A 12,288-nucleotide genomic window follows, 5' to 3' on the forward strand; every position below is an offset into this window, starting at 1 on the left:
GCCACAATAGAGCAGGGTTATAAGTGACAATAACTTGTATCAGGGAATTATATTAAAGGGTTATACCTTTGAGGAGATCAGTGGTGCTAAAAAATGTTTTGGTAGCTCTTGACGGATCGGAAATTGCAGAACGAGTCATTGACAGTTTAAATGACTTGGTGTTTTCCGGTGATACCAAGGTCATTCTGTGTCATGTATTTCCCACGCCAGAGTCAAAGATGCAACTATCCACAGATAGCGATCATCGAGAATCTTCCAACCTGCCTGATTTCCATATTGAAAAACTACTGTTAAATTATAAGGAAAAATTAACATTTAAGAGTGAATTAGAATTGGTAACAGGAGATCCTGCCGAAGAAATTATTCGTCTTGCTAACATTTACAAGGCGGATCTAATTATCATTGGTAGTCGCGGGTTAACTGGGATGAAGCGAATTGTTTTGGGTTCTGTGAGCACTCAAGTAGTGGAGGAGGCTAATTGTTCGGTGTTCGTGGTGAAACCAACCTGACAAGCAGTTAAGGAACATGGGGTAAAATTTAAGGATCAGTTTTTCCTGGAGGCGATTAATCACGGGCTTTTGTGTAAAAGCGATTAAAGGCCTCTTTCGCATTAATTAATTGACTAAAAACTGCCGCAAACTTAACAAACTTAGGGTATGACCTAGATTTAAAGGAAGAATTGAAACCCCTTCCAAGCGGGACTGAACCCAACCTTCTCCCCAGTACCATTCATGAAAGCCATCAATACCTCCACTAAGTAGCAACCGCAAACAATTAGGTTTCGCCACATCTACTTGATGATGAATTGCAATTGGGCCAGTCCAGGTTGTAAACTGAAAGCCAGTGTGCAGTTCTTCTGGCATTCCTGGGGTAAAAGTTTGTCCTACCAGCCATTGGGCTAGTTTATCGGGGTGTTGCAAACTATTACGAATTGCACTGGCGGAGGCTGTGATTTCTATTCTTAGTTGACTTTTTTGAAAATTACCAAGCATTTCTTAATAATTATTTAAGGTTTAAGTCCGAATTTCGGTGCATTGTAGTTCTAGTATTGCAAATACAATCATATTCTGCATGGGACGGGGCGTAATCAGAGAGTCGTTTTCTACTTAAAATAGAGAATGTAGGCTTATTAAGAAACGTAAGGTTTTTCATGGCTGATCAATTAATTCGTGCCACAGCTGCCGATGGTGGTATTCGTGCTGTAGGTGTTATTACTAATCGTTTAACAGAAGAAGCACGGCAACGTCATGGGCTGTCCTATGTGGCAACAGCAGCACTAGGGCGGACTATGGCGGGTGGCTTGTTGATGGCTTCTAGTATGAAGCGACCTGGTTCTAGAGTGAATGTCCGCATCAAGAGCGATGGTCCTCTGGGTGGTATCCTTGTAGATGCTGGTTTAGATGGAACAGTACGGGGCTATGTGGCCAACCCATCTGTAGAATTGCCTCCTAATGAAAAAGGTAAGTTGGATGTTGGTGGTGCAGTGGGTAAGGGCTATCTCTATGTAGTGCGAGATATTGGTTATGGCTACCCTTACTCTAGTACCGTAGAGCTGGTATCGGGGGAAATAGGGGATGATGTGGCGCATTACTTAGTTAATTCTGAACAAACACCTTCAGCCTTAGTTTTAGGGGTGTTTGTAGGAGCAAGTGGTGTAACTGCTGCTGGGGGATTGCTAGTGCAAGTTTTACCGAAGGCTGCTAGAGATGAAGCCCTAGTAGAAACATTGGAGTCTCGTGTATCTAGTTTATCCGGATTTACCCCATTATTACAAGCTGGTAAGACTTTACCAGAAATTTTTGATGACTTACTCGGAGACATGGGTCTGTCAATATTTCCGGAACGTCAAATGTTGCGCTTCCACTGTGGTTGTTCTTTTGACCGCGTACTAGGAGCATTAAAAATGCTGGGAGCCGAGGAATTGCAAGATATGATAATTAAAGATAATGGTGCAGAAGCAACTTGTGAGTTTTGCGGCGAGGTTTATCAAGCAAGTAGCAATCAGCTAGCTAAATTAATTGTTGATTTGGAAACAGAATCTTCGGTTTCTGGTTCAAGTGTATAATAATACAAAAAGATGATAATTTTCATGGTATCTGTGGTCGGAGAATATTGAATCAGGTACCTTTGGAATTATCAACGAGTTACTATGACGGCATCGGAATTATCAGCATAGAACAGTTAACTATTCAACTACTTTGGTGTGAGAGATGACACAGCGGGATATTCCAGAAAATTGGCCTCCATCTAAAGCAGGAGAGCCAGATGATATGATAAGGTTATCCCCAACGCCACAATTCGCTGAAACTCAAGCATTTGGTGTGCAGGCTAATGGTTCAACCTCTAAGTCAGTGAATCGACAACAACAAGACAGTTACGAATTACCTTTACATCAGCAGTCAGCCGCAACTAGTGTACCCGGTCAAAAGTCTGGGAAATCCCCCGGCTGGATGAAAAACTGGTTTTTGTGGGGATTAATATTAACATTGATACCTGGCAGTATCGGGTTCGTAGCAATGACAGTGTTGCTGAAACTACCAAGTAGTCCCACTTGTACTGCAATTTCTCGACCTTTTGTCAGCGCTTCAGTGAGGTTATACTGCGCTCAGAAGTTAGCTGCTGGGCAAAATGTGGATGATTTACTGCGAGCGATCGCTTTGGTGAGTAAAATATCAGAGGATCACCCATTGGCGGGAGAAGTTAACCGTTTTGTTGCCGAATGGTCGAAAGACATTTTACGGATTGCAGACGAGAGTTTTCAGTCAGGTAATTTAGAGGATGCCATAGCTACTGTCCGTCAGATACCTAAACATTTGGCAGCTTATAAATTAGTAGATGAACAAGTTAGTAAATGGGAGTTAATTTGGTCTCAGGCGGAAGACATATATAAGCAGACTGAAGAGGAACTAAAAAAACAGCGTTGGCAATCAGCATCTATGCTAGCCGCTCAATTAATGGGTGTAGATAATGAGTACTGGTCTGGCGTTAAGTATAATCAATTAGATAAATTAATTACATCAACAAGGGAAGATGCTGATAAGTTAGCAAATGCGGAACGTTTAGCAAATACCAGAGTTTCAGATAACTTATTAAAAGCGATTGAACTTTCTGAGTCCCTCAGTCCGGAAAGCTACCTTTATCAACAAGCACAAGAGTTGATTCCTGAAATTGGGCGAAAAATGCTGGATTTGGCACAAGCAAGCCTGGATAGGAGGGATGCGGGAAAAGCTATAGATATTGCCAGACAAATCCCAGATAATGCCCAATTGCAGGTAGAAGTGAAAGACTTTATTACTTTAACTGAGGCTAAAAGGAATGCATGGATTGGTACTGTGTCTGGTTTAGAAACAGCAATCTTTGAGGCGCAACAAGTTGATGCTTCCAGAGCAATTTATGGTGAAGCACAGGCGTTAATTGCTAGTTGGCAAGTGGAAATTGAAGATCTGGCACGTTTGGAAAGAGCCAGGACACTTGCTAGTCCAGGGACAATCGAAGACTTGACAGCCGCTATTGCTGAAGCGCAGTTAGTTTCAGGTAATAGTCCCCGGGCTGCGGAAGCGAGGACGGAGATTAACCGTTGGCGTGACCAAGTTCAGACTATTGAAGATAGACCGATTTTAGAACGGGCTCAACAATTAGCATGGCCTTCAAATGATATTAATGCTTTGCAAGCCGCAATATCTCAAGCTAGACAAATCCGTGAGGGTCGGGCCTTGTATTCTGAGGCACAGAGCAGAATTAGGCAGTGGACAGATACCATTGAGCGCACACAAGATCAGCCATATTTAGATAGAGCCAGAATGTTAGCCCAAGGTGGTAATTTTACTGCTGCTATTAATACAATACAACCGATTGCATCATCGGGGCGATCGCTTTCTAGGGAAGCTAGGAACAATATACGTAATTGGCAAGGACAAATCCGTGCTAGAGAAAACTGGGCTAGGGCGCAACAGGTAGCAGCTGGGGGTACGCCAGAAGCTTTATCTCAAGCGATCGCCATAGCGAATCGTGTTCCCAGAAGTAGCACTTTACGGATGGATGTGAATTTTGCCGTTAACCAATGGAGTCAGCAGTTATTAAGCATTGCTAATTCTCAGAGTAATTCTAATCTTGCCAGGGCGATTGAGACGGCGAAGTTAATTCCCCGAGGTAGTTCTGCTTATAATACAGCGCAGCAGCAAATTAAGAATTGGGAGCAGTTACTTAATCCTGAGCCTCCACCATTTGAGCCTATAGTTCCGATTGTTGAAAGTAGTTTTTAATCTGGATATCTGATTTTCTTAGGTTTTTTGCAACCTTCTGGTCACGGATTGTAGGTGATTGTAACATAAACCCACCCCAGCCCTCCCCTTGTAATACGAGGGGACAAGTTTCAATCCCTGATAGGGATTATAGGTAATTGTCACACAAAGAAGAGGTACAAGAGCGATGGCAATGGATGATGGTTTCAATCCCTTTAGATAAACGCGATCGCAGTTTAGCATACTGAGTCTGGGTTAAATCGCACTCAAATACAGAATACTGCATCCACTGTCCATAGGATTTAAGAATTTTGTGAATTTTATTGCTGCGTTTATCTTCTAGTATGTCGTAGGAAATAACTACAAACATAAGGTTTAATTTATTTCATAACCAGGGTAAAAGCCGACAATATTTAAAACTGCTTGGATGTCGTGGCGGAGTAAGGAATAACCTAAACTCAGGAGTGAGTTAACCGGGTCTGTGGGAGGGCGACGGTTCCGGGTGGAAAAGCTAAAGTTATCGACGCGAATCAATTGATTAAAACAGCCAAAATATGCTGCACTTCCTGCACCTTCATAACCTCTGATGGAATTAATTGATGTGGCTTTTTCTAAGGATGCGATCGCCTGAGATAGTTGGTTAATGTTAGAGGTTGTTTGATAATTTTTCAGCCGTAATTTTCATCACATCTTCACCCCATTTAATTGATTAAATCCAGTCCCCTCTCCTTACAAGGGGAGGGTTAGCGTGGGGTAAAACAATATTTGATAGTAGGAGCAAAACCGAAATCAATATGTTCCCTGAGCGAAGTCGAAGGGAACAATATAAGGGGGAGGAAGTCGAGGTTAAGAGAACCGCAAGAGATTTTAGAGACTATTGGGGGGATCGTGGTTTCGACTTCGCTCAACCACCGAAATCAATCAATAGCGATGAGGACAATAGGCGTATTGGTTCAAGGCCGCAATCTGGATATATTCGGTATTATTATTCATAATTTTTGGTTAATTTTGATTGATATGTTCGCCGCATCATCCCCATACCCATTGGTGTTTTCCGTCCTACCCCTGCATATAAGGCAAAATCAGCTAAGGCGTTAATTTTTTTGATTTCTATAGGTTCAATTTCTCCTAAGAGTTGATAGCTCACTTCTCCTACAAATCCAATAAATTTACTACGAGAGTCTGCGACAATTTCTGTACGAATGTTGAAGAATGAGGGGAATATTGACTCTAGGACAAGTTGACTAATTTCGATTCCACTATATTTATTCCACCGAGAAAGTAGGGAATTAAAGATACATTCTCTGGTGGGGAGGGTGCTGTCATATTTTCCTTGACGGAAAGCGGTGGGTGTGGAGAAAGTAAAGTGAACATTGCGATAGCGATCGCTGGCTTGCTGATATAATTGACTATAGGGTATAGTATTAGCCCAAGGCTGGGTAGATTGGGGTGTACCTTGAATGCTGGTAATATACAAGTCAGCGGGGCCTAGATGCCAAGGGTGATTGGGGTTAAGATTGAGCCAGAGTTGGGTAAGTTGACTAAAGAGTGTGTCATCTAACAGGGAGATGCGCCACCAGCAAGGCTTTCCTGGGGGGATGGCTTCTTGATGTGTATGTTGTAGTTTAGACATTCCTCTAGTTCCCTGAAGGAAATTAGTTTGTAGGGGTGAGAGGGTAAAGGCTTTATCAGCACTAGGATTATGTAGGCGATCGCCTAATGTGCGGTCTACGGAACTGACAAGGGTTAAAAATAGTGCGTGCAGATGTCTTCCTGTGAGAAACTGGGGAGGGATAGGCGACAAAGGAAGTAGATTAAGAATTAAGCTATGAGGCATATTTAATAGTTAGGAATATTTTGTGTTTGGTGGGGAGGGGTGAGGTAAAGGTAATTTGTAATTGGGAGATATAGCCAAAGTCAATAAAAACTCAACAATTTACTTTGCTGTTTTATTGGGGCGTTTTACTTGCGTTTTTTTGTGCTAGACTTGGTAGCTCTTGATTCAATGGTAAAGTCTGGTATTTCTGCTAGTTCAGATTGACTTAAACTATACTGTTCACAAACCAAGCTCAACCGACTTCCTGGGGTTTGCACTGCGTTAACGGAGTGAGTCAAATCACCTTGGAAGTAAAGTAAAGTATTCACCTGGGGTTTAATTTGTCCCAGTTGGCGTTTATGAGACTTGAGTACTAGTTCTCCCCCTACCATATCTTCAGGTAAGCGTACATACAGAACACTCACAAACATAGGTGGTTCTATGGTTTTGCAGTAAGAACGCAAGGAGCGGTCAATGTGGGGGTCTACACGGGAACCTTGTTGAAGCTGTAAGGGATTGAGGTAAAAAGCATTACAACTAGGTTGGAGAGCCAAATCTAAGTAGGGCTTGAAGTAGGGGAATTTTTGTTCTACAGTGGAGATGTGCGATCGCCTAAACACTAGAGAAAATCCCTTAGTGGCGACAAAATCGCGGTTAAGGTTATTGATCGCAAAGTAAGAACAAGCCTGAATTTCTCCCCATAGGTTATTGAGATACTCCATTGGGAAAGCGTTATGCTGTTGTTGAAAGTATTTCACCGTGAGTTTAAAAAGCGATAGAAAGTAAAATTAGGAACCACATTAGATAAATCATCTGTGTTTATTTGTATATATCTGTGGTTCCATATTGCTAAAACCGACCTTGATTAACTCCCAAAACGGTATTCCATGCGAGCGGGAAGCTTTAACCCTGGGATATCATCAAAGTAATAGTATAAACCTCGCATTTGCAGATTTTGAATCAGACTAACAGGAGGCATATTTACTACATCATAGCTAATAACTTGATTAGTAAACATGACATCTAAAGGGTTTAAAGGATATTTACAAGTAAATAAACCCTCAGTAGTGTGAGAGTTATGTAACTCCGTAACTGTCACCTCAGCCTTACTCATCCACTTACCCAAGCGGATCCATTTTGGTAATTTAATTGGTTTTTCAGCAATTAGGAAAAATTCAAATTGACTTTCTGGTGCAATTTCTTTAGTTCTACCAAAACTGGGGATATTCTTTTGGGTTTTCTCCATCTCGACATGATAGTTATTATTAGCATACTTCCAGGTGTTGAGAATGGCGGAATGATGCAAAACCCTAGCGGGAGTAATGTAAATTTTCTGCTGGTTGAGTGGTATTAAATGCTCCTCATATTTTGGTACTTGTTCCTGGCTAAAGTAGCGATAGGAGTGTTCATCAGCTACGGTAGTAGAGTGGATTTCACTATCAACTAAACCCAGTGCGTAACAGAGGGCGTAATTGTGAATTATTGGCTCTGTTTCGTAAAGTCGCCCAATTTCACGGGTGGCAAAATACAGGCTATCATGTAGTTCCAATTGACATTGATAGATAATGGTCATAGAGGTTACTTAGCCTTAGCACTTGTTTTCTTTTTGCTAATGTGCTTTTTAGCATAATCCTTGGCTTCCCCATCAGCTTTCTCTAAAATTGCTTTAATTCCTGTTTCTGTACCTGTAAGGGTCTTAACTTCCTGTAGCAGAGGTGAAAAAGCATCACCAATAAAATCAGTATGTACAATAAATTCATCAGCCATTAAAGCCTCAATTGCACTTTTAGCAGCAGTAATTACATCATCCTCATCCAAAGGTTCAGGAGGATGAATGGTATTTTGGGCTTTCATTTGGTCATATATTGCTTGAGTCCAACGGAGATTACTGGTAATTTCTCCATCTGCAAATACAACACCAATCAACTCATTACGCAGGCGACCTGTACGGGTGGTTTGCGCTCCATAGTGGCGGGTTCTGAGAATATTATTAAAAACGTAAAGGAAACTCGCCTCTGTAGGGTCTTTGAGGGTGACAATACTAGGGAAGAAAACCTGCGGTCTAATATGGTCTTGCTGATTAATACGACTGGTAACTTCACCGGGTTTAGAACCATTTTCCCCCTTGGATGCCATTGTACCATTTTCAAAGGGGGCGTTGAGGGTAAAAGTTTCGTGGGATTCATCAAAAGGGGTAATTGAAAATGCTGTATCTACAATTACCTTAGATTTTTCCGAACCAGAGTCACCAATGGCAAAACCGTAAATAATACAATCAGGATTATCCATAGCGAAATTAACGTTATATTCGCATTCCTCCGCAGTCATCAAGCCGTAGTTACGCAGTAATTCCCGACCAACTAAACGTTCTGGGGTAGATTGTTTGCGCTTAAACATTGATAAACGGCTGATTGTGGCTTTATCTCTCACTCCAGCTCTCACCCTGGCTTTATTTAATTCTCCATCTGTTTGAAAAAGTGGATAAGATTCTGTAATGCGGACAGTGAGAAAATGGGCATATTTTCCCATGGGTTTGTAGGGAATTGCAGCTTGGAATAGTTTTGAAGGAACTGTTTTCAACAATGACATGATTAATCTCTCCAGAGAATTGAATGTGTTTGATATTGGGTTAGAAATTGGGTTAATGGAAATATCTAATTACTCATTTACATCATCTTTTTCGGGATATTTTTCGGCGTTTTCTTTGTCATCTGCAAGGCGGTAAAGGAACTCACAAGTATCTCGAATTAAATTGATTTGACGACCTGCTAAACGAGCGCGATCGCCTGCAAATGATTTCTCAAATACCTCCTGAACAAAATATCTGGAAAAATCTACAACAGCTTGGCGTTCTTGTTCACGGTTACTAGTTACCCAACGTCCTTCAGCAGTAGAAGCATGAACACGGTCCATGAGTTTAAACACTTCCGCAGCCACCGCCATTACTAATGTTTCTCCCTGAAAAACACTAGACTCAGCTTTAAGAATAGTTTCAGATGCCATATCTATGGGTTTCAACACAGCATTAGATTTAGGGTTATAACGCTTATTAGCGCGGTAAAATTTCCGGTACAAATCTGTTAATTTTTGCGGATGATTTAAGCTTGATTGTTCTCCCACAATTAACTGCTCCATATTTTGATCAAATTTCACATGAGGGTCAAAACAAGGGTAAAAATGATAGGTATAAAGCCTAAGTTTTTCGATTCGGGCTGTTTCTACTCCTTGGTTACGCACCCAGCGATTGAGATAAGCAAAAACATACAAAGGACTGGTTTCAAAATCCTTAGATAGTTCTGCAAATTTACCCCAATTCGCATCGTAACCAGTTTTACCTTGTTTAGCGTTGACATCTAAATGAATAGCATAAGCCGCCGTTAACACATTTAATGGTGCTGGGTATTCAATACTGTTTTCTTCCCAACCTTCTAAAATGTAATCAAGACGGAATCTATCCCTTTTGACTAAGGCACGGAAAGCATGGGGCGCACTATCTAAGAAAACGCTTTCCTCAAATTCAGCACCATCATTAAAAGGTGGAATTGGCGACTCAGAAACCACTGTTTTTACATCTAGAATCATGGGAAAAGCAAAGGCTAACCAACTCGGCATGATCCAAGATTCAGTGTCGGTGCTATCCTTTCCTGGGGGGAGTGCCATAAAATAAAATGTTAAGGGTTGATCTTCAGGATAAGAAAGCTTAAATGTGCGGTTTTTTCCAGCCTGGATATGTTCATCAATGATGAAGCTATCTACCTTTTGATAATTTGCTTTTTCTAAGTTTGCCTGTAAATCCTTGCTGATGAAATGATTACGTATGGTAGTATCAAAGCGAGTTTGAGCAATACCATTGTATGCTTTCTGTAAAAACTTATTAGTTTCTGGGGTGAAATAATAAGTTGGGTAAAAATAGAGATAGCGGTATTTTCCCTCTTCAAATCGTTTACCAACTGCTTGAGTTTGATTCATCAAAATTTGCCTGAGCATCATTTCCACACCCGCAATACTGGAAATGTTCCGCTTGGCGTTGGAACCCCCCAACATTTGTTTATTTGTATAAACTTGGGGTGTAAATAAAACTGCTGATTCCATTTGCTCAGTCACGGTGTAAGCTGAATGAGAAATTGAGCAAATAAGTTGCTTTCCTCTTCCTGATTTTTTAGCAGCATTGTAACTATTTAATTCGTCTAAAAATGTCTGACTTTCAGCTACAGGTGATACTTGTTGCTTGCTATTTGGCAACATGACGACGCGATTTACCCACAGTCTTAAATCCTCCCAACCATCGGGTAATTCATACTCAGAAATCAGCGGGGAAATCAAGGTTGATAAGTAATCGATAATTTGCTGACAAATTTCGCGGATGTTTTCAATCCCCGGATGAGATTCTAAATATTTAGCCGCTAAATAATACCATTCATAAGGTACTCCCCCAGTATTTCCTTTTAACTTATTTTCCTTCAGACTTTCGTTAATGCGTTGAATTTCCCGAACTGCGGGTAAATATGCTGTTAAATTCCACAACTCCGCGACTTTGTGGGTTAAGTCTAAATCTGGTAATGCTGGTAGTTTTTTATCTTTCTTTCTCGCAGCATCAATGCGCTTAACGGTCTCTTCCCAAATCTTACGGGTGACTAAATCACCAAATTCCGCTATTTGGTCGATGCGGATATCATCTTTAAATGTGAGGTCATGGTCAGCAGATAAAACATTTTGTTGCTGAAATTTAATCAGATTTTCACTGCGACTTTGAGCAACAGAAGATTTATTAGAGTTTAATATCCTTAATGTAGCATCTAAAGCTACTTGCATTAAACCTAAATGCTCAAAGAATAAATTGTAATATTCCGCATATTTCATCCCTTTACCATCTCGACTAAATCCTGTTTGTCGCAGACGCAGTTGACCTGCACACAGTGACTTAATACTATTAACTACACGGTCTGATAAATTTTCTTTAGTAATGGGCGGTGCATTACGCAATGCTAGATAAATTACACCTGTGGGTAAATACAGTAAAGGTTGATAGTAAATGTTTTCATAAGTGTTCACACTGGTATGATCGTCAATTAAAGCATTATTAACTACGTTAGTTAAAACACCTCTATTTTCAGCAATACTGTGATAGGTAAATTTTAGTTTTCCATCACTTAATTTATGCAGAATCTCTTTGAGTCGGTTATGTTCCGCATCTTGGGGATGTTTGACAATTGAGGCCAGGGAATCAGCCAAACAAGTTAAATAACACAAACTTTTAATAGTGCGATCTTCGAGAACGGGATTTAAGCCAAATTCCGAAAAATTCCAGTTAGTATCCCAGCGTCGTTGTGCATTATAAGCTATGCACAATAAATCATCTAAATATTGCTGATAGGCTTCCCAGTTATCTGGGTTAATAAACTTATCAAGTCCTAACTGGTGAATTTTTTGATCAATAATTTGGCGCTGTTCTTTTACGGGTAACTGGCGACAGTCTGCTGGGACATCGGGAAATTTTTCAAAGTCATGTAAAATAAAGCCTGCAATTACTAATCGGCGTTCTTTTTCTTTAACGAGTCTTCGGACTGTGGTATCAAGTTGTTGTAACCGCTTTTCAATTAAGTTAGCCGGAAATAAACCATTGAGTAAATGTGTATTCAATGATTGGTCAGCAGCATTATCTCGCCGAACTTTAGTTTTACCTGCTACTGCTCGCTCGTGGTCAATTTCATCAAAGAATTTACCGCCTTTGGCTGTAACACCAATGGCTATATTTAGGAGGTTGGGTAAAACATACTCAGCGAAATCAGCCATTACTGGGTCATGAGGATTTTCCGCCTGAATTGCTTCTCGCAATAGTTTAAGTGTGAGTAATTCACCCTGAGTTTCAATGGTACGGTCTGAAGAATCACCATCAAAACCAAAGTCTTGATTAAACAAATCATCGTCTAATTCTTCTAGTTCTTGATTTTGATTGTCAAATAAATCTAGTTGCTGATTGTCTGCAATGGCTTGAGTTTTTTTATTCATGATCTACAAATAATCAAATTGACTAATTATTGGTTGCAGGTAAGGAAGATATTACTGATTGGGTTTTATAGTTTGTGAAGAGGAAAGCTGGAGTAAAACTTACTGTCTTAAGATGTGGCTTTTTAAGTGACTTATTCAAGCATCAGCCAAGCTGTTGGGGATTAAGATTGCTTACGCCTGAGCTTAATACCGCAAGCTGGTGCTTTCCTCTTGTAGAGAAAT

General features: G+C 40.6%; 10 protein-coding genes and 1 pseudogene. 3 read left to right on the forward strand and 8 right to left on the reverse strand.

Annotation, left to right across the window (positions count from 1 at the left end; all coding sequences use genetic code 11):
• Nucleotides 1-83 precede the first annotated feature (83 nt).
• Nucleotides 84-509 (forward strand): universal stress protein, encoded by a 426-nt coding sequence (locus tag PN457_RS16740; RefSeq protein WP_271734654.1) that lies wholly within the window; start codon nt 84-86, stop codon nt 507-509.
• Between the two features lie 105 nt (nt 510-614).
• Here the strand turns inward: PN457_RS16740 and PN457_RS16745 are convergent, their stop codons facing one another.
• Nucleotides 615-992, reverse strand: a complete 378-nt coding sequence (locus PN457_RS16745) for a hypothetical protein (RefSeq protein ID WP_271734655.1) — start codon at nt 990-992, stop codon at nt 615-617.
• 158 nt (nt 993-1,150) lie between these two features.
• Between PN457_RS16745 and hslO the strand changes: the two genes are divergently transcribed.
• Both hslO and PN457_RS16755 read left to right on the forward strand, forming a co-directional pair.
• Nucleotides 1,151-2,065 carry an Hsp33 family molecular chaperone HslO gene (hslO, locus tag PN457_RS16750; RefSeq protein WP_271734656.1) on the forward strand — a complete coding sequence of 305 codons (915 nt, stop codon included), beginning with the start codon at nt 1,151-1,153 and terminating at the stop codon, nt 2,063-2,065.
• A gap of 145 nt (nt 2,066-2,210) precedes the next feature.
• Nucleotides 2,211-4,262 carry a chromosome segregation ATPase gene (locus tag PN457_RS16755; RefSeq protein WP_271734659.1) on the forward strand — a complete coding sequence of 684 codons (2,052 nt, stop codon included), beginning with the start codon at nt 2,211-2,213 and terminating at the stop codon, nt 4,260-4,262.
• Between the two features lie 127 nt (nt 4,263-4,389).
• Here the strand turns inward: PN457_RS16755 and cas2 are convergent, their stop codons facing one another.
• The 7 genes and pseudogenes from cas2 to cas10d all read right to left on the reverse strand — a co-directional run bounded on the left by cas2 (nt 4,390) and on the right by cas10d (nt 12,066).
• Nucleotides 4,390-4,611, reverse strand: a complete 222-nt coding sequence (gene cas2, locus PN457_RS16760; RefSeq protein WP_271734662.1) for a CRISPR-associated endonuclease Cas2 — start codon at nt 4,609-4,611, stop codon at nt 4,390-4,392.
• A 23-nt stretch (nt 4,612-4,634) separates the two neighbouring features.
• Nucleotides 4,635-4,892, reverse strand: a pseudogene (gene cas1 / locus PN457_RS16765) (CRISPR-associated endonuclease Cas1); the annotation flags it as partial.
• 334 nt (nt 4,893-5,226) lie between these two features.
• Nucleotides 5,227-6,078 carry a CRISPR-associated endoribonuclease Cas6 gene (gene cas6, locus PN457_RS16770; RefSeq protein WP_271734664.1) on the reverse strand — a complete coding sequence of 284 codons (852 nt, stop codon included), beginning with the start codon at nt 6,076-6,078 and terminating at the stop codon, nt 5,227-5,229.
• A 125-nt stretch (nt 6,079-6,203) separates the two neighbouring features.
• A complete protein-coding gene (locus tag PN457_RS16775) occupies nt 6,204-6,815 on the reverse strand; it encodes a 2OG-Fe(II) oxygenase (protein ID WP_271734665.1) in 612 nt (203 codons plus the stop codon).
• A 107-nt stretch (nt 6,816-6,922) separates the two neighbouring features.
• Nucleotides 6,923-7,630, reverse strand: coding sequence for a type I-D CRISPR-associated protein Cas5/Csc1 (gene cas5d, locus PN457_RS16780; protein ID WP_271734666.1), 708 nt, complete (start codon nt 7,628-7,630; stop codon nt 6,923-6,925).
• Between the two features lie 5 nt (nt 7,631-7,635).
• Nucleotides 7,636-8,646 (reverse strand): type I-D CRISPR-associated protein Cas7/Csc2, encoded by a 1,011-nt coding sequence (cas7d, locus tag PN457_RS16785; RefSeq protein WP_271734667.1) that lies wholly within the window; start codon nt 8,644-8,646, stop codon nt 7,636-7,638.
• 69 nt (nt 8,647-8,715) lie between these two features.
• Nucleotides 8,716-12,066, reverse strand: a complete 3,351-nt coding sequence (gene cas10d, locus PN457_RS16790) for a type I-D CRISPR-associated protein Cas10d/Csc3 (RefSeq protein ID WP_271734668.1) — start codon at nt 12,064-12,066, stop codon at nt 8,716-8,718.
• Between the last annotated feature and the right edge of the window lie 222 nt (nt 12,067-12,288).

The sequence above is a fragment of the Anabaenopsis arnoldii genome, from assembly GCF_028331025.1.
GTDB lineage: Bacteria > Cyanobacteriota > Cyanobacteriia > Cyanobacteriales > Nostocaceae > Anabaenopsis > Anabaenopsis arnoldii.

Coding starts and splice junctions, on each gene's coding strand:
- cas6 (WP_271734664.1), bottom strand. CDS start 6,078: ATGCCTCATAGCTTAATTCTTAATCTACTTCCTTTGTCGCCTATCCCT.
- cas10d (WP_271734668.1), bottom strand. CDS start 12,066: ATGAATAAAAAAACTCAAGCCATTGCAGACAATCAGCAACTAGATTTA.
- PN457_RS16745 (WP_271734655.1), bottom strand. CDS start 992: ATGCTTGGTAATTTTCAAAAAAGTCAACTAAGAATAGAAATCACAGCC.
- cas5d (WP_271734666.1), bottom strand. CDS start 7,630: ATGACCATTATCTATCAATGTCAATTGGAACTACATGATAGCCTGTAT.
- cas7d (WP_271734667.1), bottom strand. CDS start 8,646: ATGTCATTGTTGAAAACAGTTCCTTCAAAACTATTCCAAGCTGCAATT.
- hslO (WP_271734656.1), top strand. CDS start 1,151: ATGGCTGATCAATTAATTCGTGCCACAGCTGCCGATGGTGGTATTCGT.
- cas2 (WP_271734662.1), bottom strand. CDS start 4,611: ATGTTTGTAGTTATTTCCTACGACATACTAGAAGATAAACGCAGCAAT.
- PN457_RS16755 (WP_271734659.1), top strand. CDS start 2,211: ATGACACAGCGGGATATTCCAGAAAATTGGCCTCCATCTAAAGCAGGA.